We start from the raw sequence: 23,405 nt of genomic DNA, 5'->3' as shown, positions 1-23,405 counted from the left end.
CGGCCTGGAGCAGCCGCAGGCCGGGCGGCGGCGCGCGGCACGGCGGAACGACGGGCTCCGCCGCCCCTGCCCATCACCCGGACGCCATGCCCGCCGCGCCACGTCCCGACCTATCCTGGGTCCGTCGGACAGCGCGGTCCGTGACCTGCCGGAAGCACCACCGGAAGCCAAAGCTGCAAGGAGCCGCACCTGTGAGCAGTGCCGACCCACAGACCCACAGCACGCCGGAGACAGCCACGCAGTCCGAGAACTCCGCGCTGCGCGCCGACATCCGCCGTCTCGGCGACCTCCTCGGCGAGACCCTCGTCCGCCAGGAAGGACCCGAACTGCTCGAACTCGTGGAGCGAGTACGAGCACTCACCCGCAGTGACGGGCCCGCCGCCGCCTCGCTGCTCGCCCGCACCGACCTGGAGACCGCCACCAAGCTCGTGCGCGCCTTCTCCACCTACTTCCACCTCGCCAACGTCACCGAACAGGTCCACCGCGGCCATGAACTCGGTGCCCGGCGGGCGGCCGAGGGCGGCATCCTCTCCCGCACCGCCGACATGCTCAAGGAAGCCGACGAGAAGCACCTCGCGGAAACCGCCGCGAACCTCGGCGTGCGGCCCGTCTTCACCGCCCACCCCACCGAGGCCGCGCGCCGCTCCGTACTCACCAAGCTCCGCAAGATCGCCGAACTGCTGGAGAGCACCGACACCACCGAGCGGCGCCGCACCGACCTGCGGCTCGCCGAGAACATCGACCTCGTCTGGCAGACCGACGAACTGCGCGTCGCCCGCCCCGAGCCCGCCGACGAAGCACGCAACGCCGTCTACTACCTGGACGAACTGCACCGCGGCGCCGTCGGCGACGTCCTGGAGGACCTGGCCGTCGAACTGGCGCGGGCCGGCGCTCCCCTGCCGCCGGGCACCCGGCCGCTCACCTTCGGCACCTGGATCGGCGGCGACCGGGACGGCAACCCCAACGTCACCCCCCAGGTCACCTGGGACGTACTGCTGCTCCAGCACGAGCACGGCATCACCGACGCCCTCGAGCACGTCGACGAACTGCGCGGAGCCCTCTCCAACTCCATCCGCAACTGCGGCGCCACCCGAGAACTGCTGGATTCGCTCAGCCTGGACTTGCAGCGGCTCCCGGAGATCAGCCCCCGCTACAAGCGGCTCAACGCCGAGGAGCCCTACCGCCTGAAGGCCACCTGCATCCAGCAGAAGCTCCTCAACACCCGCGAGCGGCTCGCCACCGACACCCCGCATGCTTCCGGCCGCGACTACCTGGGCACCGGCGAACTCCTGGAGGACCTCACCCTCCTGCAGACCTCGCTGCGGGCACACCGCGGCGGTCTCGTCGCCGACGGCCGCATGGAGCGGGTGCTGCGCACCGTCGCCGCCTTCGGCCTCCAGCTCGCCACCCTGGACGTGCGGGAGCACGCCGACGCCCACCACCACGCGCTCGGGCAGCTCTTCGACCGGCTCGGCGAGGAGTCCTGGCGCTACCTCGACATGCCCCGCGACTACCGGCAGAAGCTGCTCGCCAAGGAGCTGCGCTCGCGCCGCCCCCTCGCCCCGGCACCCGCACCGCTGGACGACGCGGGCGCCCGTACGCTCGGTGTCTTCGAGACGGTCCGCAAGGCGCTGGACACCTTCGGACCCGAGGTGATCGAGTCGTACATCATCTCCATGTGCCAGGGGGCCGACGACGTCTTCGCCGCCGCCGTACTGGCCCGCGAGGCCGGGCTCATCGACCTGCACGGCGGCTGGGCCCGGATCGGCATCGTGCCCCTGCTGGAGACCACCGACGAGCTGAAGATCGCCGACGAACTCCTCGACGCGATGCTCTCCGACCCCTCCTACCGGCGGCTCGTCGCTCTGCGCGGCGACCGCCAGGAGGTCATGCTCGGCTACTCCGACTCCTCCAAGTTCGGGGGCATCACCACCTCCCAGTGGGAGATCCACCGCGCCCAGCGGCGGCTGCGCGACGTCGCCCACCGGCACGGCGTACGGCTGCGGCTCTTCCACGGCCGCGGTGGCACGGTCGGCCGCGGCGGCGGCCCCACCCATGACGCGATCCTCGCCCAGCCCTGGGGCACCCTCGAGGGCGAGATCAAGGTCACCGAGCAGGGCGAGGTCATCTCCGACAAGTACCTCGTGCCGTCACTGGCGCGGGAGAACCTCGAACTGACCGTCGCCGCCACGCTCCAGGCGTCCGCCCTGCACACCGCCCCCCGCCAGTCCGACGCGGCCCTGGCCCGCTGGGACGCCGCCATGGACCGGGTCTCCGACGCGGCACACGGCGCCTACCGTGCGCTGGTCGAGGATCCGGACCTGCCCGCGTACTTCTTCGCCTCCACGCCCGTCGACCAGCTCGCCGAACTCCACCTGGGCTCCCGCCCCTCCCGCCGCCCGGACACCGGCGCCGGACTGGACGGCCTGCGCGCCATCCCCTGGGTCTTCGGCTGGACTCAGTCCCGGCAGATCGTCCCCGGCTGGTACGGCGTCGGCTCCGGTCTCAAGGCCGCCCGTGAGGCCGGACTCGACTCCGTGCTGGACGAGGCGTTCGAACACTGGCACTTCTTCCGCAACTTCCTCTCCAACGTGGAGATGACGCTCGCCAAGACGGACCTGCGGATCGCCCGGCACTACGTCGACAGCCTGGTGCCCGACGAACTGAAGCACGTCTTCGACACCATCGAGGAGGAACACGCGCGCACCGTCAGCGAGGTGCTGCGCATCACCGGTGGCGAGAAGCTTCTGCACGCCAACCCGGTGCTGCGCCAGACCTTCCAGATCCGCGACGCCTACCTCGACCCGCTGTCCTACCTCCAGGTCACCCTGCTGCACCGGCAGCGCGAAGCCGCCAAGCGGGGCGAGGAGCCGGACCAGCTGCTGGGCCGCGCCCTGCTGCTGACGGTCAACGGTGTGGCGGCAGGGCTGCGCAACACCGGCTGACGGTGCGCCGTCGCTCAGCCGCGCCCGGGGCGGACGTGCCGCCCGTTCCGGGCGTTGCGGTGGCGCAGCAGCAGATAAGCTCCCGCGCCCAGCAGACACGCCCCGCCGGTGACCAGGGCACCAGGAGAGACGCCCGCACCGGATTCGGCGAGATCGCTGCCGCCGTCCGGTGACGCGGCCGGATCCTCGGGCACGTCCTGGGCGACCTCCTCGGACGCGGACGGCCCGTCCGCAGGCCCGGCCGGGCTCCGCTCTGACGCCTCGGTGGATTCCGCGGGCTCCGTGGCCTCCGTGGACGGCTTCCCGGACACCTCCGGGCCTCCGCCCCCCTCGTCCCCTTCCCGCGAGGGCGAGGCCGTGGCCGGCGGTGAGGCCGGGGCGGACCGCGATGGTGCGGCATCCGTGCAGTCCACGGTGAAGACCGTGCGCCGCCCCCCGCCGTTCCCTCCACTGTCCTTCCACACCAACTGATAGCTGCCGTCCGCCAGGGACAGATCCCGCGTACGGCCTGCCCCGCTCCGGTCCACGGAGAGCGTGCCCGTCTCGGCGACGGTGCCCCGCGTGCCGTCTCCCTCCCGCTCGACGATGCTCCACCTGATGCGGCGGCCGTTGTCGATGTCCGCCGCGTCGAGGAAGAAGGTGCAGACCTCGAAATCCCCCGAGTCCGCCTCCTCGCCGGTCGCCGCGTTGTGGAGCGTCACGGTGCCGGAGTCCGTGCCGGGCGCCGCGTGAGCACCCGTGACAAGCAGCAGTGGGGCAGCCGCGGCGACGGTCAGCGCGGACGCCGTGGACAGGACACGCATGGACTACCAACTTCGGGACCGGGAAGGGGGCTGAGGGCTGAGGTGAAGAGGGGTGTAGACAGGTGAAGAAGTGACGGGCAAAGCTTCCGCGTGCCCGGTGCGGCCGGTCAAGGAGGAATTGTCACCAGCCGCCGGATTGATCCGGCTTCGCACTAAAACGACAGGATAACGATGCTGTGACAACACACAGTGGTCAACCCGCGCAGAAGGCGTCACAGCGCCAGAAACGCCGAGCCCATGATCCCCAGCCCCAGCAGCCCCATCACCCACGCCGTCCGCCGCAGCCGCAGACCGCCCGCCACCACCAGGGCAGCCAGTACCAGCGCCCCCGCCAACGGCACCCAGGCGTACAGCACACCGGCCACGCCCGTGCGCACCACCTCGTCCGTACCGGACCGGAGTGCCACCGGCACCCGTTCCCCGGCGTCCGGCGCGGCGAGCTGACCGAGCGTCACCCGCTCCGGCGTGGCGCCCCGCTCGCCCGTGTCATCCGGGGAGTAGGTGCCCCGGCAGGTGTCGTCGGCGCACTTCTCGACGCTCAGCGTGCCCTGCTCGCGCTCCGAAGCGAACATCGCGGGCTTCGCCGTCTCCCACGAAGTCCACACCCCGGCAACCAGCAGCAACCCGGCCAGCAGCGCCATCAGGCCGGACCTCGCCAGCAGCAGCACCCCGAAAGCGCTCTCACCGGCCCGGCGGACACGGCTGCGCTTCACGGCGCCGGAGCGGGAACGGGAGCTGGGTGACATGACCGCGATAATTCGTCACGCGACGCGCCCGGTCAACCTCCGACGGCGCCGACCGCCCTGATTCAGGAGTTGTAGGTGCTCTGCGCCCGCTCCAGGCCGTCCAGAATCAGCGACTCCACCGCGTCGGCGGCGCGGTCCACGAAATAGTCCAGCTCCTTGCGCTCCGCCGGACTGAAATCCCGCAGCACATAGTCCGCGACGCCCATCCGGCCCGGCGGGCGGCCGACACCGAAACGCACCCGGTGGTAGTCGGGGCCGAGGGACTTCGTGATCGACCTCAGCCCGTTGTGCCCGTTGTCGCCGCCGCCCCTCTTGAGCCGCAGCGTTCCGTAGTCGATGTCCAGCTCGTCGTGTACGGCGACGATCCGCTCCACCGGCAGCTTGTAGAAGTCCCGCAGTGCCGTGACCGGCCCGCCCGACACGTTCATGAACGACATCGGCTTGGCCAGGATCACCCGGCGCCCGAGCGGACCGGGCGGCCCCAGCCGGCCCTCCAGCACCTGCGCCCGCGCGCGGTGCGTCTTGAACGAGCCGCTCATCCGCGACGCAAGCAGATCGGCCACCATGAAGCCGACGTTGTGCCGGTTCGCGGCATACTGCGGCCCCGGATTGCCGAGCCCGGCGACCAGCCATGGCTCCGCCACCGGGTCACTCGCGCTGGCGTTCGTCGTCATCTCTGGCCCCTCCGGCGGCAGATCGGACACGACCGCCGCCCCGTGCCGCAACGAATCGGTGCGGCAGCGGGGCGGCGATGGAAAACGGTGTCAGGCGGTGGTGATGCCCGAGGCCTCGGCCTCGGTCTCGCCCTCGGTGGGCTCCTCGGCCTGCGCGGCCAGCACCTGGATGACCACGTCTTCGCCGTCGACGCCCAGCACGGTGCCGGCGGGCAGCTTGATGTCCTTGGCGAGCACCGCGTCGCCGGGCACCAGACCCTCGATGGAGACGGTCACCGACTCCGGGATGTGGGTCGCCTCGGCCTCGACCGGCAGCGAGTTCAGCACGTGCTCCAGCAGGTTCTGGCCCGGAGCCAGCTCGCCCTCGGTGAGGATCGGGATGTCGACGTTGACCTTCTCACCCTTCTTCACGGTGAGCAGGTCGATGTGGACGAGGAAGCCGCGGATCGCCTCACGCTGGATCGCCTTCGGGATGACCAGCTCCTTGCGGCCCTCGATGTCCAGGTTGATCAGGACGTTCGAGGTCTTCAGCGCCATCATCAGGTCGTAGCTCGGCAGGGTGACGTGCACGGGGTCGGCACCGTGGCCGTAGATGACCGCGGGCACCAGCTGCTGGGCGCGCAGCCGACGGGCCGCACCCTTGCCGAACTCGTTGCGGGTGGTGGCGGTCAGACTGACATCGGCCATGATGGCGCTCCTGGGCACTCGGAATCGGTGGTCAACGGGTGGTCACCCGGCCCACGACGCCCACGAGAGGTCTGCCACGAAGAGCGCGTCGATAACGGAGGACCCTGCGCGCGCCGGACCCGACACTCACACGGGCCACGCACGCCACGGCCTCCCTCGCCGAGCAACCAGATCAGTCTACTCAGCCAGGGAGGCCGCAGAGAAATCGATCAAGCAGAAACGGTTATCCGCAGCGGGGAGCGCGGTCCGCTGCTCAGAACTGCTCCTCGAACAGGCTTGTCACCGAACCGTCCTCGAAGACCTCACGCACCGCACGCGCGATCGTCGGAGCCATCGACAGCACCGTGATCTTGTCAAGATCCAGCTCGCCAGGAGTCGGCAGTGTGTTCGTGAACACGAACTCACTCACCTGCGAGTTCTTCAGCCGGTCCGCCGCGGGCCCGGAGAGAATGCCATGGGTCGCGGTCACCATCACATCCTCCGCGCCGTGCGCGAACAACGCGTCGGCTGCCGCGCAGATCGTGCCACCCGTGTCGACCATGTCATCCACCAGCACGCACACCCGGCCCTCGACATCACCGACGACCTCGTGCACCGTCACCTGGTTGGCGACATCCTTGTCCCGCCGCTTGTGCACGATCGCCAGCGGCGCGCCCAGCCGGTCACACCAGCGGTCCGCCACCCGGACCCGCCCCGCGTCCGGCGACACGACCGTCAGCTTGGCGCGGTCCACCTTCGTCCCCACGTAGTCCGCCAGCACCGGCAGCGCCGAGAGGTGGTCGACCGGGCCGTCGAAGAAACCCTGGATCTGATCGGTGTGCAGATCGACCGTGAGAATGCGGTCGGCGCCCGCCGTCGTCAGCAGATCCGCGATCAGCCGCGCCGAGATGGGCTCACGGCCCCGGTGCTTCTTGTCCTGCCGCGCATAGCCGTACGACGGCACGATCACCGTGATACTCCGTGCCGACGCCCGCTTCAGCGCATCGATCATGATCAACTGCTCCATGATCCACTTGTTGATCGGAGCGGTGTGGCTCTGCATCAAAAAGGAGTCGGCGCCACGCGCCGACTCCTGGAAGCGAACATAGATCTCGCCGTTGGCGAAGTCGAAGGCTTTCGTCGGAACCACTCCGATACCCAGCTGCTCCGCGACCTCCTCCGCCAGTTCGGGGTGAGCCCGGCCCGAGAAGAGCATCAACTTCTTCTCGCCGGTCGTCTTGATCCCGGTCACAGCACAGTCTCCTTGCGTTCCGCTTCGCGTGGGTGCCTCTTAACGGTAAACCCCGCCCGGATGCGACGTGCACCCAGCTGAGGCCTCAGTCCTGATCATCCGACTCGGGCGAGTCCTCCGGACCGCCTTCCGCTTCACGCTGGGCCGCTGCCTGCGCCGCCGCGCTGCCGGGCCGCTTGCGCGCCACCCAGCCGGGGATGTTGCGCTGTTGGCCGCGCGCCACCGCCAGCGAACCGGCCGGTACATCCTTGGTGATGACCGAACCCGCCGCCGTGTAGGCGCCGTCCCCGACAGTGACCGGGGCCACAAACATATTGTCCGCGCCCGTACGGCAGTGTGATCCGATCGTCGTCCGGTGCTTGTTCACCCCGTCGTAGTTGACGAACACACTCGCGGCCCCGATGTTGCTGTGCTCCCCGATCGAGGCATCGCCCACGTACGACAGGTGCGGCACCTTCGTACCCTCGCCCACGCTCGCGTTCTTCATCTCGACGAAGCTGCCCGCCTTCACCTTGCCGCCCAGCCGCGTACCCGGCCGCAGATAGGTGAACGGCCCGACCGACGCACCCGGGCCGACCTCGGCTCCCTCCGCCACCGTGTTGCTGACCACCGCACCCTCGCCCACCACCGTGTCGAGCAGCCGCGAATGCGGCCCCACCTCGGCACCGGCGGCGACATGGGTCGCCCCCAGCAGCTGGCTGCCGGGCAGCACCACCGCGTCCGCCTCGAACGTCACCGAGGCGTCCACCCAGGTCGACGCCGGATCCATCACCGTCACGCCCGCCAGCATCGCCTGCTCCAGCAGCCGCGCGTTCAGCAGGCGGCGCGCCTCGGCCAGCTGTACCCGGTTGTTGACGCCGAGGATCTGCCGGTGGTCCTCCATCAGCGCGGCCCCGACCCGGTGACCTTCCGCCCGCACGATGCCGAGGACATCGGTGAGATACTCCTCACCCTGGCTGTTGTCCGTGCGCACCTTGCCCAGCGCGTCGATCAGCAGTGCGGCGTCGAACGCGAAGACCCCGGAGTTGATCTCCGTGATCGCCCGCTGGGCCTCCGTCGCCTCCTTGTGCTCCACGATCGCCGTCACGGCGCCGGACGGATCACGCACGATCCGTCCGTAGCCCGTGGAGTCCGGCACATCGGCGGAGAGCACGGTGACGGCATTGCCGTCGGCGGCGTGCGCGGCCGCCAGCGCGCGGAGCGTGTCACCCGTCAGCAGCGGTGTGTCGCCGCAGGTCACGATGATGGTGCCGGCCAGGGTGACGGGCTCGTGGTCGTCGGCACCGGCCGGCCCGGCACCGGTCAGCAGCGCCTCCACGGCCATCCGCACGGCGTGCCCCGTCCCGAGTCGCTCGTGCTGCACAGCGGTCCGTACGCCCTCGGCGGTCTCGGTGAGGTGTGCGGTGACCTGCTCGCGCCCGTGCCCGACGACGACGACGAGATGCTCCGGATCCAGAGCGCGGGCGGAATCCACGACATGCCCAACGAGTGAGCGTCCGCAGATCTCGTGCAGAACCTTGGGAGTCGCAGATTTCATGCGGGTGCCCTCACCCGCAGCGAGAACGACGACGGCGGCCGGGCGGTTGGCGCTCACGGGTGTGCCCTTCGGCTTCGGATGGGGTGGACACCCGCAGGATACCGGGGGGTTCGCGAAGCCTTGGGGCCCCGTACCGGCGGTGAGCGCCGGGACACAACGGACTCAAACCGAACTGTGCTCCCCCGCCAGGACTCGAACCTGGAACGATCGCACCAAAAACGACAGTGTTGCCTATTACACCACAGGGGATAGTAGATCAGGCTGATGCAGACATCTGGTCAGCCCGATCACTGCGTGGCTCCTACTATGCCGCACCACCAGCCCTCGATGCGACGGTATAGAGGGAGTGATCGGTAGCGACCCGTCCTCCCCGCGCGCGCGGTCGCACACGTTCGCACGAGGGAAAGAAGGTGAGCCATTCACCAGTTCGAGTGGAAACTCCCGACTTGTCTCCCACCTGCTGCGGTTTCGGCTAGTCGCGTGCATGACTTCGGCCGGAAAATCGGTCGCAGGCGGTCGTAGTCTGGTCCGTATGACCGAGACGGGGGAAGCCGCACAAGCGCGGGAGCAGGGCGGGGTGATGCGGGAAGCGGGTGAGGGCGGCCCGTTGTGGTGGACGCGGCGGCGCAGTTGCGTGCTGGATGTGACGCTCGCGGTCCTGTCCGCGGTCGAGTGTGCGTTCGAGGGCGGGAAGTTCGCGCAGGACACCGGCTTGCCGGTGGCGCTCGCGGTCGTGATGGGCTTGCTCGTCGGGTCGGTGCTGGTGCTGCGTCGGCGCTGGCCGATCGTCGTGGTCCTGGTGGCCATCTCGGTGACTCCGGCCGAGATGGGTGTGCTGATCGGCGTGGCGGGCTTCTACACCCTCGCCGCGTCCGAGATGCCGCGCCGGATCATCGGGCTGCTGGCCGGGATGCAGGTGGCAGGCGGGATCGTCATCACCTGGATCCGGATGCACCAGAGCATCGGCCAGGAGCCCGACTTCAACCCCGACGCGTGGTTCATCCCGTTGATCTCGGTGCTGATGTCGGTCGGGATGACGCTGCCGCCGGTGCTGATGGGCCTGTATGTGGGGGCCCGGCGGCGGCTGGTGGAGAGCCTGCGGGAGCGTGCGGACGGGCTGGAGCGGGAACTGTCGCTGCTCGCGGACCGCGCGGAGGAGCGGGCGGAGTGGGCGCGCAACGAGGAGCGGACGCGGATCGCCCGGGAGATGCACGACGTGGTCGCACACCGGGTGAGTCTGATGGTGGTGCACGCGGCGGCGCTTCAGGCGGTGGCGTTGAAGGACCCGGAGAAGGCGTCGAGGAACGCGGCGCTGCTGGGGGATATGGGCAGACAGGCGCTGACCGAGCTGCGGACCATGCTGGGCGTGCTGCGCACCGTCGATACGAACGGGGCGCCTCCGGTGCCGGCTGAGCGGGAGTCTCTGGACCGGGGGCCTGTGGAGCGGGATTCCGTGGAGCGGGAGTCCGCCGGCCGAGAGGCCGCCGAGCGGGAGTGGGCGGAGCGCGAAGCCCGTGCGGAGGGGAAGACGGGCGCGCGGACGCCGCTGGCCGCGTTCGCCGCCGTGGCGGGGGAGCCGGGAGACGCGGCAGGCCGTCCCGGTCACCCGGAGCATGCCGCCCATGGTCCGGACAGGGCCGCGGCCGGCTCGGTGGCGGCGCGGGAAGGCGCGGGCTCGGGTGCGGTGAGGGCCGCGGCGCCTCCGGGCCCCGGTTCCGGGCCGACGCTCGGTGAGCTGGATGTGCTGGTCGGGCAGTCGCGGGAGGCCGGGATGGTGGTCGAGCTGTCGGTGGAGGGCAGCAGCCGGGCGTACGCGGCGCGGGTGGAGCAGACGGCGTTCCGGGTGGTGCAGGAGGCGCTGACGAACGTGCACAAACATGCGGCGGGTGCGCGTACCCGGGTGCGGCTGGCGCACCGGGAGGGCGAGGTCGCGCTCCAGGTGGAGAACGAGCCGCCCTCGGAGGGCGGCGCCGACGCGGGCCTGCCGAGCGGGGGGAACGGCCTGCTGGGCATGCGGGAGCGGGTGACGACGCTGGGCGGGGTGTTCGTGTCGGGGCCGACGGATGCGGGGGGTTTCCGGGTCTCGGCGGTGATTCCGGGAGAGAGCGGCCGTTAGCGTCCGTCGCTCCGATCGTGCTGGATCAGTGAGCGGGGTCTGGTGCGTGGCGTCGGTCAGCCGTCGCCGCCGGCCTGTCCGGGGAGGGACGGGACGGAGGCGTCCGGCACCCTGCCGGTGAGGGCCGCGAGGCTGTTGCGGATGTGCGTCATGCGCTGCCGCAGCTCTCTGCCCTGCTCGGCGTGCCCGCTGAGGATGCGGTCCGTCTCGCGTTCGATGCGCTCCTCCAGGGCGTGCGCCTCGGTGAGGAGCGCGGTGCCCTGCGCCTCGGCGTCCTCCAGTTGATGACGGGCCGCCTCCTCCGCGTCGGCGAAGGCGCGGCGTGCCTCGGTCAGTACCTGTTCGGCGCGTGCGGCCTGCGCGGCGATGCGGGCCTCGGCCTCGCCGAGAGTCTCGGAGAGTTCGTGGTCGAGCGTGTCGGACTCCGTCAGGTGCTGCTTCTCCTGCACGGACAGCAGCTCGGTGCAGTGCCGGGTCATCTCCTCGAGTGCCGCCTCGGCGGCCGTACGGGTGGCCTCGGCCTCCTCCTTCCCGGCGGCGCGCAGGGCTTCGGCCCGAGTCTCTGCGGCCTGTTCGGTGTGTGCGGCACTGGTCTCGGCCTCGGCGCGTACGCGCTGCGCGGTGTCGTGCGCGGCGGTCCTGACGGCGAGCGCTTCGGCCTCGGCCGCCTCGGTGAGCTGCTGGGCCGCGGTCTCGGCGTCGGCGCGCAGGTCGTCGCCCTCCGCTGCGGCGATGGTCAGCAGGCTCTGTGCGCGGGCGCCGAGGCTGTCGTACGTCGGCGGGGTGAGGGTGGCGGCGAGGGCGGTCAGGCGGGCCGCCTCCTCGGCGGCGGTGTCGGCCGTCGCCGTGAGCCGCTCGGCCTGGCGCTGCGCGGTGTCGCGTTCCTCGAGCAGGTCGGAGTAGCGGCCGTCGACCTGGCTGGGCCGGTAACCGCGGCGTACGACGACGAAACCGTGCGGCGACGACGAACTCATGGGAGCCCCTTCACTCGGCAACGCGGTGGGCGACGGCACCCCGACGCTTCGTCCCCGGTGGGGAGCGTTCAGAACGCGCTGTTTCGCCCGTGTTCCGCATTCCAGGATGCGCTATGTGTACCCGGGACCGTAATCGTCGCATCTCGGCGCAAGTGATCAAAAAACTGTCGGGGGCTGGCGGATTCGGGCGCGGCATCGGATCGGGCAGGGGGCGCTGAGCTGGAGTTCGCCGCTGGTGGTGCGGGTGCGTTGCCGGTCGGAGCCGTCAGCCCGGTGGGGTGTGAGCCCACTCGTGCGGGTGACGGCGGGGGTGCCCCACGCGGCACCGGCCGCCTGGTCGGCAGCCGGTCAGAAGAGTCCGTCCCACAGCTGCTCGAGGAGTACGGACCACCAGTTCTCCGGGGAGGCGAGCGCCGCCCCGTCGAGCATGGCGAGCTGCGTCTGGAAGTCGACGGTCCAGCGGCCCGCCTGCTCCGGCGTCAGTCCGTAGCGCAGGCGCCACATCCGGCCGAGCAGGGCGAGGCAGCGTACGAACTCGGGGAGGCCGGTGTTCACGAACTGCGGGGGTACGGCCTGCCCGCCGGGCCCTGCCTCCAGGGGTACGGCGACGATGTGCGCGGTGCCGTACTGGACGCACAGCTGGCGGCCGAAGTCGTTGCCCATGACCAGGTAGGAACCGGCGTCGGGCGCCGGCTGGATGCCGCGTTCCTGGGCGAGCTCGGCAAGGGTGGGCACGGGGCGGCCGGGCTGTGCCTGACCCCAGAAGAACGGCCCGAAGTCGACGGGGACACCCGCCCACACCAGCACCTGCCCGACGATGTCGGGTACGCCCTGCCGGGAGACGGCACGCTGGTCGAAGCGGAAGACGCCCTGCGGACCGAACGCCTGGAGCAGCTCCTGACCGATACCGTCCGGGGGGATCGGGGGCGCGGGCTGTATCTGGTGCGGTGCCGGGAGCGGCGCCCTGTTGGGCGCGGGGCGGGGCGGGGCGTCGGCGACCTGGTGCAGTTCACCCTGGTGTTCCACGAGGTGGCGCATGCCCTGCTGCCGGGAGGCGTGGTCGCGTCCGTAGGCGGCGGTGTGGCTGACCCGCACCTGGGGCCAGGTCTCGCGGATCATGCGGGAGCAGTAGCCGCCGGGCAGGTCGCAGGACTCCAGCTCGGTGTGGAGTTCGAGCACCTGCTGCGGGGGGACGTTCATGCCGCGCAGTTCGTGCAGGATCTGCCACTCGGGGTGCGGCGTCCCGGGGGCTGAGCGGCGGATGAGCTGCTGTTCCGAGCCGTCCGGGGCGCGGTAGCGCAGGACCGCCATATAGCCGGGGCCGACCGTGGGCTGGCCGCCCGGCGCGGGGTAGCCGTAGGCGGGTGGTGCGGCGCCGGGTGCGCCGGGCATGGGTGCCCCCGGCATGGGTGCGCCGGGCGGCATGCCCTGGCCCTGCGGGTGCATGGGCGCGCCGGGTGGTCCAGGTGGGCCGGGAGGGCCGGGCGCGTGCGGGGCGGCCGGGCCGCCTGGACCACCTGGCCCGGCTGGTCCAGCGGGCCCGGCGAGCATCGTGGCGGCGGCGTGCACGCCGCCACCGGGCGGTGCGCCCGGTGCGCCGGGTGCGCTTGGCGCCCCTGGAGCACCGGGGGCTGCGGGTGCGCCTGGAGTAGCGGGGCCGCCCTGGGAGGGGCTGGCGAGCATGGTGGCGGCGTGGTGGACACCGTCGCCTCCGCCACTGCTCTGGTCGCCGCCGCTCGGGGCGCCGGGAACGGGCGGCTGTGAGCCCTGGGAGGCGACCTGGTCGGCGGAGACCATCTGCGTCGGCACGTACCCGCCGCCGGGCGCACCGGCTCCGGGGCCCGCACCGGCGGCGGAACGCGCGCCGGGCGTGCCCGGTGCTCCGGGCGGCGGCGGCACCGTCGGCCCGCCCCCGCGCGGGGAGCGGGGGGCTGCGGGGGCGGATCCCCGCTGGGCACGGCTGGTGTCGGCGTCGGAGATGTCGCCCGGACCGCCAGCGGGTGCGCTTGGCGTGCCGGGGCCGCCCTGGGAGGGGCCGGCGAGCATGGTGGCGGCGTGGTGGGCACCGCCGCCGTCGCCCGGGGCTCCTGGGGGCGGCGTGCCCGGGCCGCCAGGAGCCGGTGGTGCGGGTGCTGCCGGTCCTGCCGGTGCTGAGGGCGGGGGCGGGGGCGGGGTCGCGGCTCCGGACGGCGGGGGCGTGCCGGGCCCGTGCGGCGTGCCGGGCTCCGGAACGTCGATCGCCGGAGCGATGGCCGTCCTGGGCAGCCCGCTGCCGTCGGGCAGCAGCGTGGTCTTCGCCTCCGAGCGTGAGCTGGGGGGCGGAGGCGGGGTGTCGTCGGCGTCGGTGCCGGTGATCGGCGGGGCGAAGACCGTCGCGGGCGGCTGCTGCACGGCGCCCGCACCGGATCCGCTGGTGTCCGTCGCGTCCCACGGGTTCGCGGCGGACGGATCCGCCCAGGCCCCGCTGCCGCTGCTGGTGGGCGATGGTGCTGCTGGTGCGCTCGCGCCGCCGCCCGTGCGCTGCGCCCTGTTGTCCGGTACGCCCATCTGGTCCGCGGCTTGCTGGAGCCATTCGGGCGGCGTGAGCAGGAAGGACGTCGCCTCGAGGTCCAGCCGCTTCGGCGGGGCGGCGGCCGGTGCTTCGTCGGCTGCGGCCGGGGTGCCGTACTCCTGCTCGAACCGGCGGATCACCTCGTCCACCGGGAGCCCGGGCCAGAGCGTGACGTCCCCGCTGTCGCGGGCGATCACCAGCCGGGAGCGGGCGCTCTCACCGATCGGACCATTGGAGCGGTCCTCCGACCACACCACAAAGCCGAGATCGAACTCGTGTACCTGCACATTGCGGTGCTGGTACCCGGGCACATCCGCGTTCGCCCAGCGTTCCGCGCGCTCCTGAGCCTGTGCGAAGGTCACCATCGCGCCCTCACCCCTTCACCGGGACGGCTCGTGCGAAGCCGCCGTCCACCATCAGATTCGCCACGGTCTCCAACTCCGGGGGGCTGCCCGCGAGCCGCAGCAGGAAGTCGTCGAAGTCCGCGCCGCACGGGAGCAGCAGGGAGCCGACCCGCTCGTGCACGGTCATGCCTTCGCGGTCCCGTGCGTCGTCGTACGCGCAGAACCACACCGAGCCGATCGACTCGCCCCGCACCCGCACGGCGATGATCCCGCCCTGCACGAAGCCGACGCTCAGATAGTCCTTGGTGAGGTGATCGCGGAGGCATTTGTTGATGTAGACGAGGTCGTTCACCGCCGGCTCGTCGCGCAGGGTGAAGAACGGCTGGTCCACCAGCAGCCCCAGTTCCGCGTCGAGTGCCACCCCGCGTGGCGCGCTGCCGCCGGCGGCCTTCAGGAAGGCGCGGTACGCGCCGGGCAGCCGGTAGCCGAGCTTCTCCTCGGCCTCGACGACCTGCCGCTCGCTCACGGCGACGTCGTGCGGCACCTCGAAGTGCGCGGGCCGGGTCTCCTGGAGCGGGCGGGTGCCGCGCTTGGAGTGGTCGACGGCGGCTGTGGCCAGTCCGCCGTGGTGGCGCAGCAGGGCCTTGATCTCGACGGGGACGAGTTCCATCCGCCGTGAGTGCGCGACATGGTGCCAAGTCCAGCCGTGCGGGGTGGCCACGGCCCGGAGGTCCGCCCACAGCTCGTGGCCCTCCGCGTGCAGGGCGGCGTTGGCGGAGACGTAGTCGGTGAGTCTCAGCTCGTCGACGCCGAAGCCCTCGGGGGGCTCGGCGATCTCGGCGGCGGCGCGGGCGTACGGCGAGAAGTCCGGGTAACCGTGCTCGTCCATCCGCACACCGTGGGGGTGGCGGCTGGCCCGGACCGGGTCCGGGAAGTTCACGGCCTGCCCGGCGTAGGCCGTGTTCGGTGGCGCGGCGTGCTGCCCGAGCCGACCTGTCGTCATGGCGGTAGCCCCCTGCTGCTTCTGGCTGTCCCGCACAGCCTATGCGCTAGGGGGTGCCCGGTGGGTCTTCCCGGGGGCCCGCGACGCCCGGTACGGAGACTCGCCGCACTGTCGGGGCCGCCCGAGTACGCCTGGTACGAGGGCGATCCTCCGCCTTGCGCGCACTCGCCCCCAGCCGCCGGACACTCCTCAAAGGTGGGGTATCGCACCCACGTACTCACGGGTGGCCTCCCGCGGCTGCCAGCTTTTCGTACTGTTTGGTCACCACCGGCCGCGCGAACGGCACCGGTTCGCCGGAGACTCCGGCCGACATGAAGGTCGCGGTGTTGTTCCCCGCCCTTACGACGAGGAACACGGTGGGGGAATCCCTGCCCTTCGCGTCCTTCATCGTGAACTGCACCGATTCATCCCCCAATCGGGTGGCCTCGCCCGGCTCGATCTCCAGCTCCGCCTGCTCGCCGGTGCCCGCCTTCCCGAGGAAGCTCCGGCATTCCTCCAGCGCCCGCTTCAGCTCGTCCAGCCAGAGGGCGGCCTCGCCCGGCCGGTAGGCGGCGAGCAGCACCTGCTGGATCGCGCCGCCGGAGTCGAAGTCGCCCCCCATCACGAGCCCGCTCGCGTAGGCGGACCGTTTGTGCTTGGGCTTGGAATCGACCGTGTCGGTGATCGCCTCGCACTCCGGCCGGTCGGGTTCCATGGTGTTCCGGGGCGGCAGTGCGTCCTCGGTGTTGCGCTGGGCCTGATAGCCCTTCACCTCACCGGTCTTCAGCAGGGCCTTCTCCAACTGCGCCTCGGTCAGCGGTGGTCCGCTCTCCCGGCCGTCGCCGTCCCCCTCGCCGCTCTCCGGCTTCTCCCGCCCGCTGCCCCCGCTCTCCGAGACGCCCCCGCCGTCACCCTTCTCCCCGCCTTCGCTGCACGCCGCCGAGGACAGCGTCAGGACGGGTATCAGCACGGCGACCGCCACCGCGCCGCGCAAGGTGGTGCTGCGCATGGAGAACTCCTGCCTCGATGTGTCGTACGGCTGATGCTGCTGTGGCGCGACGGAACCCGCCACCCCCTCGATGCGTCCCCCTGCATACTTGGCGCTTGGCGCTGATCTCCACATCGGAGGTCGCGGGGAGGAAAGCACCATCATGCACAGCACACAGCAGCATCCGTCAGAGAGACAGGAGCAGGACCGTGCCGCCTCGGGAGACCCCCGGGTCGGTTGGCTGCGGTCGTCACCCAGCTGGGCCGGAGAGCAGACCGGAGAACCCGCCGGGTTCGCCGCGCCGCGCGTCGCCGATCCCGTGCCCAGCCACCGGCGGGACGGCATCCTCCCCGCCGTCGCCGCAGCGCTCTCCGTCCGCGGCGAGACCCTCACCTGCACCGGCAGCAAGGGCGACGCCCCCAGCCTGCATCCACTCGTCCAGAGCTTCCTCGACTCCCTCGGCATCCAGGCACGCGAACGGCACGCCGGGCGCTGCCCCGAGGCAGTGCTGCTCTCCCGCTTCCTCACGTCGGTCGAGGCGGCCCGTACGGGCAAGCGCGCCGCGCGCAAGCCGCTCTCGCACGGCGAGGCGAAACGGGCGCTGAAGCAGGCGAAACTCACCACCCGCCGCATCCGCGAGGACGGTGATCCGCGTCACGGCAGCTACGCCCCGCCCTGCCGCTCCTGCGCGCCGATGCTCGCGCACTTCGGCGTACGTGCCGTCGCCCCCGGTGCGGAGGGGGAGCGGTGAGTGTGCCGCAGGAACGCATCGCGCGCACCGCGTCCGCCACCCGCTTCCCCGTCGCCCTGGACGCGGCCCTGCGCGCCTCGGGCTGGGAGCCGGGCCGCTGGGACATCCGGCAGGCCGAGGTGTGGGCCGACACGCTGCGGGCGCACACCTCACCGGCCGGGCACGAGCATGCGGTCTTCCCGGCGGCGGTGGAGGCGTGGGCGGAGTTCGGCGGCCTCGATCTGGGCCCAGCCGGCCCCGGGCACGATCTGGCGCCGACCGCGCTGCGGGTGGACCCGCTGCCCGGACTCCACTCGGCCCGCACCCTCTCCGATCTGGGCCGCGCCCTCGGTACGCAGATCGCGCCGCTGGGCACGGAGGCGGACGACACGGCGCTGCTCGCGATCGACTTCGAGGGCCGGGTCTACGCGCTCGACCACACCGGCGACTGGTATCTCGGCCCGGACATCGACGCGGCGCTCTCCACCCTGCTGATGGGCCTCCGCCCGGAGCGGCTGAGCATGCCTTAGAGCCCCTGACAGAATGGGCGGTCGATCAGCTTGCGGCGTCTGGTGCGTGCGCTCGCAAGGCGGAGGATCGTCCTCGTACTGGGCGTACATGGACGACTCCGACAACGCGGCGAGCGCGCGTGCCAGGCGTCGCAAGCCGACCGCCCATTCTGTTAGGGGCTCTTAGGGCCTGTCCGGCGGGCAGACCCTAGGGGCTGTCACCCACGACCCCCGACCCCGTGGCTCGTCCCCGCGCAGGACGAGCCCGTCGGCGCGTGTTCATAGTCTCTTCGTACGGGACACCGGAGCGGCGTGGTGGGGGAAACCCCCGGTCGGATACTGAGATCAGCACCATCGCGGTGCACCCCTCCGGTCGAGCAAGCTCATCTGCATACGGGAGACCGTCCCGTGAACCGTCCGGCTGAGGAGATTGTTGTGACAACGGCTGTAGCGCATCCCAGGACCGGGGGCAGTGGAGGTCGCACGGCTGTTGCCGCCGCCGCACGTCAGGTGCTCAAGGCGTACGGCTCGGGTGAGACCCGGGTCGTCGCGCTGGACAGGGTGGACGTGGACATCGCCCGTGGCGCCTTCACCGCCATCATGGGGCCGTCCGGCTCCGGCAAGTCCACGCTGATGCACTGCCTCGCGGGGCTGGACTCCGTCAGCGGGGGGCAGATCTGGGTCGGTGACCAGGAGATCACCTCCCTGAAGGACAAGAAGCTGACCCAACTGCGGCGGGACCGCATCGGCTTCATCTTCCAGGCGTACAACCTGCTGCCCACCCTCAACGGGCTGGAGAACATCACCCTGCCGATGGACATCGCCGGCCGTAAGCCCGACCGGGAGTGGCTGGACCGGGTGATCGAGACGGTCGGGCTCTCCGGCCGGCTCAAGCACCGCCCCAACGAGCTCTCCGGCGGCCAGCAGCAGCGCGTCGCGGTCGCCCGCGCCCTCGCCTCCCGGCCCGAGATCATCTTCGGCGACGAGCCGACCGGAAACCTCGACTCGCGGGCAGGCGCCGAAGTCCTCGGCTTCCTGCGCCGCTCGGTCGACGAGCTGGGCCAGACGATGGTGATGGTCACTCACGACCCGGTCGCCGCCTCCTACGCGGACCGGGTGCTCTATCTGGCGGACGGCCGCATCGTCGACGAGATGCAGCGCCCGACCGCCGAGGCCGTACTGGACCGCATGAAGCACTTCGACACCTTCGGGAGGGTGTCATGACCGTCGTCAAGACCTCGATGCGCAACTTCTTCGCGCACAAGGGAAGAATGGCGCTCAGCGCCATCGCGGTCCTGCTGTCGGTGGCGTTCGTCTCCGGCACCCTGGTGTTCACGGACACCATGAACTCCACCTTCGACAAGCTCTTCGCGGCCACCTCGGCCGATGTCACCGTCTCCCCGAAGAACGCGGGAAGCGGCGAGGAGAACCCGCGGTCCGGCAAGCCCGAGACGCTGCCCGCCGACACCCTGGAGCGGGCGCGGCAGGCGGAGGGCGCGAAGCGGGCCGAGGGCGTCGTCCTCAGCCAGAGCGTGACCGTCGTCAACGAGGAGAACGAGAACCTCGGTGCCAGCAGCGGCGCACCGACCCTCGCCGGCAACTGGACGCAGAACGACCGCAGGTCCATGGAGATCACCTCCGGGCACTCCCCGCGCGGCCCCACCGAGGTGATGCTCGACGCCGACACCGCCGACAAGCACGATCTGAAGCTGGGCGACGAGATACGCACCATCGCGGTGACGGGCGACCGCACGGCGAAGATCTCCGGCATCGCGACCTTCAAGGTCACCAACCCCGGTGCCGCCATCGTCTACTTCGACACCGAGACCGCGCAGAAGTTCCTGCTGGGCGCCACCGGCGTCTACACGAACGTCGCCGTCACCGCCGAGAGCGGTGTGTCCCACGAGGTGCTGAAGAAGAACGTCACCGGGCAGCTGGGCGGCGCGGGCGCCTTCAAGTACGAGACGCAGCAGGAGGCCGCCGAAGCCAACGCGGACGACCTCGGCTCGTTCCTCGACGTCATGAAGTACGCGATGCTCGGCTTCGCCGGGATCGCCTTCCTCGTCGGCATCTTCCTGATCGTCAACACCTTCTCCATGCTGGTCGCCCAGCGCACCCGTGAGATCGGCCTGATGCGGGCCATCGGCTCCAGCCGCAAGCAGATCAACCGGTCGGTGCTGTTCGAGGCCGTGATGCTGGGCGTCATCGGCTCCGTGCTCGGGGTCGCCGCCGGTGTCGGACTGGCCGTCGGGCTGATGCAGCTGATGGGCATGGTGGGCATGGAGCTGGACACCTCCGAGCTGACCGTGAAGGCCACCACCCCGGTGATCGGCCTGGTGCTGGGCATCGTCGTCACCGTGCTGGCCGCCTATCTGCCCGCCCGCCGCGCGGGCAAGGTGTCGCCGATGGCGGCGCTGCGCGACTCCGGGATCTCCTCCGACGGCCGGGCGGGCCGTATCCGGGCCGCGATCGGCCTCCTGCTCACGGCGGGCGGCGGTCTCGCACTGGTCGCCGCGTCGCAGGCGGACGAGGCGTCCGCCGGGGCGAGCATGCTGGGCCTCGGGGTGCTGCTGACCCTCGTCGGCTTCGTGGTGGTCGGCCCGCTGCTGGCCGGGTTCGTGGTGCGCGGTCTGAGCGTTGTCGTCCTGCGGATGTTCGGCTCCGTCGGCCGTCTCGCCGAACGCAACGCGCTGCGCAACCCGCGCCGTACGGGCGCCACCGGCGCCGCGCTGATGATCGGGCTGGCGCTGGTCGCCTGCCTGTCGGTCGTCGGTTCCTCGATGGTCGCCTCGGCCACGGACGAGCTGGACAAGTCGGTCGGCGCGGACTTCATCGTCCAGTCCGACAACGGGCAGCCGATCACCCCGGCGGCGGCGAAGAAGATGCAGCAGATGACGAAGACGGGGGAGCTGGAGCATGTCAGCGAGTACAAGATCGTCGACTCGCAGATCCGTACGGAGTCGGGCAAGCTGACCGACGCCGAGGACGTCACGGCCGCCTCCCCCACCTACGCGCAGGACCTGCGGGTCGAGGTGGTCGAGGGCAAGCTCAGCGACGCGTACGGCGAGAACTCCATGTCCATCGACGAGGAGTTCGCCAAGCAGTACAAGGTGGGCCTCGGCGACGAGCTGACCGTCGCCTTCAAGAAGGGCAAGCGCGTGGACGGCAAGGGCGTGCCGCTCACGGTGAAGGCGATCACCTCCAGCGAGACCGTCGTCGACAACGGCGCGTTCTACCTGAGCATCGCGACGGCGGAACGCCTGGTGCCCGCCGATCAGATGCCGCTCAACCAGATCATGTTCGGAAAGGCGAAGGACGGCCAGGCGGAGGCTGCCTACACCGCGCTGAAGCAACAGCTGGACCCGTACCCGCAGTACAAGGTGCGCGACCAGGCCGACTTCAAGCAGACCCTGAAGGACCAGATCGGCGCGCTGCTCAACATCGTCTACGGGCTGCTGGCACTGGCCATCATCGTCGCCGTGCTCGGCGTCGTGAACACCCTCGCCCTCTCCGTCGTCGAACGGACGCGGGAGATCGGCCTGATGCGGGCGATCGGTCTCTCCCGGCGGCAGCTGCGCCGCATGATCCGGCTGGAGTCGGTGGTCATCGCGCTCTTCGGCGCGCTGCTCGGACTCGGCCTGGGCATGGGCTGGGGTGCCACGGCGCAGAAGCTGCTGGCGCTTGAGGGCCTGAAGGTGCTGGAGATCCCGTGGCCGACGATCCTCATCGTCTTCGCGGGCTCGGCGGTCGTCGGCCTGGTGGCGGCACTGGTCCCGGCGTTCCGTGCGGGGCGGATGAACGTACTGAACGCGATCGCCACGGACTAGCCGTCCGGCGGGCCGGGCCGAACGCTGCGGCGTGGGTGTCTGCGACTCCTCCCGCCCCAGCCCCGGACGGCAAACGCGGTGATCGGCGGCCGGGAGACCGGCAGTCCCGTACGGCCCCGGCGCGCCAGCAGGCGCGCCGGGGCCGTCGGGGGTTCCGGGGCCGTCGGGGTTTCCGGGGTTTCCGGGGGCCGGTCACGGCACTAGGACATGTCCCGGTCCGGTTCCGCGCCCAGGCCCACGCGCCAGCTGGAGTCCACCCGGGCCAGTGCGTCCCACAGTTGGGAGAGCGGATGGCCGGGCCCGTGCAGCGCCCGCTCACCGCGCCGGGCGAAGACCCCGACCAGCACCCGGGAGCGCGGTGCCGAATCGTCGACCAGCTCCGCCGTCCGCAGCCCGGCACCCTCCGCGAGCCACCCCTCGGCAACCGCCTCGCCGATCCCCTCGGTGACCAGCATGCAGCCACGCACCGCACCCGAACGCAGCAGATCGAACCCGTAGTGCACGGCGTCGATCTCGGCGGCCACCTTCAGCTCGCGGCGGTAGTCGGTGCCGAACCAACCCTGTAGAAAGCCCGAGATGAGTCCCCGTGACGACACCACCAGCGGCACCTTGGGGAGTTCGGCCACCTGCATGCGGTCGCCGGGCAGCTGCGGTGGGGGCAGGTTGGTGACCAGGGAGAGCCCGCTGCGCCGCCACTCCAGCACCTCGAAGTCCGCAAGCCGGGCGTCGTCGTCCTTGTCGACACCGGTGGTGCGCACGCTGCCGCAGGCCAGGTCGAGTTCGCCGGAGCGCAGCCGGTCCAGCAGGTCGCCGGTCCGTACGTGCGACATCTTCAGCTCCACGCCCTCCTGTTCGAAGCGGGCGTTCACCGTCTCCACGGCGTTGAGCAGATAGCCGAGCGTATAGCGCGTGGAGCCGATGGACAGGCGGCGGGCGAGACGGTGGTGGTTGCTCCGGATACCCTCCAGCCACTCCGTGAGCGTCCCGCGCGCCATCTCCACGAGCGCCTCTCCGGTGCTGGTGAAACGTACTTGGCGGCCCCGGCCGCGCTTCAGCACCAGCGGTTCTCCGTAGAGCGCACCCAGATTCCGGTTCATCGTGTCCAGTTGCTTCTGGACGCTGGACTGCTCACGGCTCAGCAGCCGTGCGGCGCCCAGGGCGGTGCCCTCCTCGTACACGGCCAGCAGGGTGCGCAACTGGTCCATCGTGGTGTCCAGCAGGGCCGACGGGTATTCGGGGTATTCCGCAGGGTCGGGTGACATGCCAATTCCGCTTGCTCTCCGGTGCTTCGGGTTTCCGTGTGTGTTTTCCCGGACATCATCAAAGAACCCGGCCTCGCAGCATAACGCCGGAGAAACTGATCCGGCGGACAGCTGGAATTATCTAGGGATTTATTCCGGGAAAGACTGGATGCCCGGAAGGTGCGCGTGAAATGGTCAGGGCAATCCGCGGGGCTGAATGGCCCGGATTGCACGGGGGCACGGGGAGCGGGGTACGGGGGACCGCGGGGGTGGTTCGCCCCGCCCTGGGCGTGCCACGGAGGCTTGGCGGACGCGGATGGCGCGTCCGTCAAGCCGCACTTTCTTCTGTTCCAGACGGATGCACGCCCGCCAAGCCGCCCCCATCGTGCGGGAGCGCCAGAATCAGACCGCAAGCGTTTGCACGTCGTACTGCGCAATCCACGTGTCGTCTATCGCCTCACGCAGGACGGGCCGGGCCCGTACCGACGGCTGCGGTGGTGCGGGCTCCCGGCGGTGGCTC

At 71.1% G+C, this 23,405-nt stretch carries 17 protein-coding genes and 1 tRNA gene; 6 read left to right on the top strand and 12 right to left on the bottom strand.

What is annotated here, in order from left to right:
• Positions 1-191 precede the first annotated feature (191 nt).
• Positions 192-2,945, top strand: coding sequence for a phosphoenolpyruvate carboxylase (gene ppc / locus LHJ74_RS24520; RefSeq protein WP_260220378.1), 2,754 nt, complete (start codon positions 192-194; stop codon positions 2,943-2,945).
• 14 nt (positions 2,946-2,959) lie between these two features.
• On the opposite strand, the gene LHJ74_RS24515 is transcribed toward ppc, so the two are convergent.
• The 7 genes from LHJ74_RS24515 to LHJ74_RS24485 all read right to left on the bottom strand — a co-directional run bounded on the left by LHJ74_RS24515 (position 2,960) and on the right by LHJ74_RS24485 (position 8,872).
• Positions 2,960-3,748: a hypothetical protein gene (locus LHJ74_RS24515; protein WP_260220377.1), complete on the bottom strand. Its 789-nt coding sequence runs from the start codon at positions 3,746-3,748 to the stop codon at positions 2,960-2,962.
• A 212-nt stretch (positions 3,749-3,960) separates the two neighbouring features.
• Positions 3,961-4,494: a hypothetical protein gene (locus LHJ74_RS24510; protein WP_260220376.1), complete on the bottom strand. Its 534-nt coding sequence runs from the start codon at positions 4,492-4,494 to the stop codon at positions 3,961-3,963.
• 62 nt (positions 4,495-4,556) lie between these two features.
• Positions 4,557-5,168, bottom strand: coding sequence for an aminoacyl-tRNA hydrolase (gene pth / locus LHJ74_RS24505; RefSeq protein WP_260220375.1), 612 nt, complete (start codon positions 5,166-5,168; stop codon positions 4,557-4,559).
• Between the two features lie 90 nt (positions 5,169-5,258).
• Positions 5,259-5,855 (bottom strand): 50S ribosomal protein L25/general stress protein Ctc, encoded by a 597-nt coding sequence (locus tag LHJ74_RS24500; RefSeq protein WP_260220374.1) that lies wholly within the window; start codon positions 5,853-5,855, stop codon positions 5,259-5,261.
• A gap of 253 nt (positions 5,856-6,108) precedes the next feature.
• Positions 6,109-7,086, bottom strand: coding sequence for a ribose-phosphate diphosphokinase (locus tag LHJ74_RS24495; RefSeq protein ID WP_260220373.1), 978 nt, complete (start codon positions 7,084-7,086; stop codon positions 6,109-6,111).
• Positions 7,087-7,171: 85 nt separating this feature from the next.
• Entirely contained in the window at positions 7,172-8,680 is a 1,509-nt protein-coding gene (gene glmU, locus LHJ74_RS24490) for a bifunctional UDP-N-acetylglucosamine diphosphorylase/glucosamine-1-phosphate N-acetyltransferase GlmU (RefSeq protein WP_260220372.1), read from the bottom strand.
• A gap of 120 nt (positions 8,681-8,800) precedes the next feature.
• Positions 8,801-8,872, bottom strand: a tRNA-Gln gene (locus tag LHJ74_RS24485).
• Between the two features lie 283 nt (positions 8,873-9,155).
• Here LHJ74_RS24485 and LHJ74_RS24480 point away from each other — a divergent pair.
• Positions 9,156-10,739, top strand: a complete 1,584-nt coding sequence (locus LHJ74_RS24480) for a histidine kinase (RefSeq protein WP_375546829.1) — start codon at positions 9,156-9,158, stop codon at positions 10,737-10,739.
• 56 nt (positions 10,740-10,795) lie between these two features.
• Here LHJ74_RS24480 and LHJ74_RS24475 read toward each other — a convergent pair whose 3' ends face one another.
• The 4 genes from LHJ74_RS24475 to LHJ74_RS24460 form a co-directional block, all read right to left on the bottom strand.
• Positions 10,796-11,713: a cellulose-binding protein gene (locus tag LHJ74_RS24475; RefSeq protein ID WP_260220371.1), complete on the bottom strand. Its 918-nt coding sequence runs from the start codon at positions 11,711-11,713 to the stop codon at positions 10,796-10,798.
• 348 nt (positions 11,714-12,061) lie between these two features.
• The gene (locus LHJ74_RS24470; protein ID WP_260220370.1) at positions 12,062-14,629 is read right to left on the bottom strand and encodes an SUKH-4 family immunity protein; all 2,568 of its coding nucleotides are present in this window, start codon (positions 14,627-14,629) and stop codon (positions 12,062-12,064) included.
• Between the two features lie 7 nt (positions 14,630-14,636).
• Positions 14,637-15,611 (bottom strand): SMI1/KNR4 family protein, encoded by a 975-nt coding sequence (locus LHJ74_RS24465; protein WP_260220369.1) that lies wholly within the window; start codon positions 15,609-15,611, stop codon positions 14,637-14,639.
• Positions 15,612-15,828: 217 nt separating this feature from the next.
• Complete coding sequence (locus LHJ74_RS24460) at positions 15,829-16,599, bottom strand: hypothetical protein (protein ID WP_260220368.1); 771 nt, start codon at positions 16,597-16,599, stop codon at positions 15,829-15,831.
• Positions 16,600-16,741: 142 nt separating this feature from the next.
• Here LHJ74_RS24460 and LHJ74_RS24455 point away from each other — a divergent pair, with 142 nt between their 5' ends.
• The 4 genes from LHJ74_RS24455 to LHJ74_RS24440 all read left to right on the top strand — a co-directional run bounded on the left by LHJ74_RS24455 (position 16,742) and on the right by LHJ74_RS24440 (position 21,644).
• On the top strand, positions 16,742-17,329 hold the full coding sequence (locus LHJ74_RS24455) for a YwqJ-related putative deaminase (protein ID WP_260220367.1): 588 nt from the start codon (positions 16,742-16,744) through the stop codon (positions 17,327-17,329).
• Positions 17,326-17,838 (top strand): SUKH-3 domain-containing protein, encoded by a 513-nt coding sequence (locus LHJ74_RS24450; protein WP_260220366.1) that lies wholly within the window; start codon positions 17,326-17,328, stop codon positions 17,836-17,838. The genes LHJ74_RS24455 and LHJ74_RS24450 overlap by 4 nt, the downstream gene beginning before the upstream one ends.
• A 414-nt stretch (positions 17,839-18,252) precedes the next feature.
• Complete coding sequence (locus LHJ74_RS24445) at positions 18,253-19,041, top strand: ABC transporter ATP-binding protein (RefSeq protein ID WP_260220365.1); 789 nt, start codon at positions 18,253-18,255, stop codon at positions 19,039-19,041.
• Entirely contained in the window at positions 19,038-21,644 is a 2,607-nt protein-coding gene (locus tag LHJ74_RS24440) for an ABC transporter permease (protein WP_260220364.1), read from the top strand. Before LHJ74_RS24445 ends, LHJ74_RS24440 begins: the two co-directional genes overlap by 4 nt.
• A gap of 200 nt (positions 21,645-21,844) precedes the next feature.
• On the opposite strand, the gene LHJ74_RS24435 is transcribed toward LHJ74_RS24440, so the two are convergent.
• Positions 21,845-22,906: a LysR family transcriptional regulator gene (locus LHJ74_RS24435; protein ID WP_260220363.1), complete on the bottom strand. Its 1,062-nt coding sequence runs from the start codon at positions 22,904-22,906 to the stop codon at positions 21,845-21,847.
• Positions 22,907-23,405 lie beyond the last annotated feature (499 nt).

It is taken from the genome of Streptomyces gossypii, from assembly GCF_025165795.1.
Classification (GTDB): Bacteria; Actinomycetota; Actinomycetes; order Streptomycetales; family Streptomycetaceae; genus Streptomyces; species Streptomyces gossypii.
The sequence above is the reverse complement of the archived record's forward strand: the minus strand, read 5'-3'. Positions and strand labels throughout refer to the sequence as shown.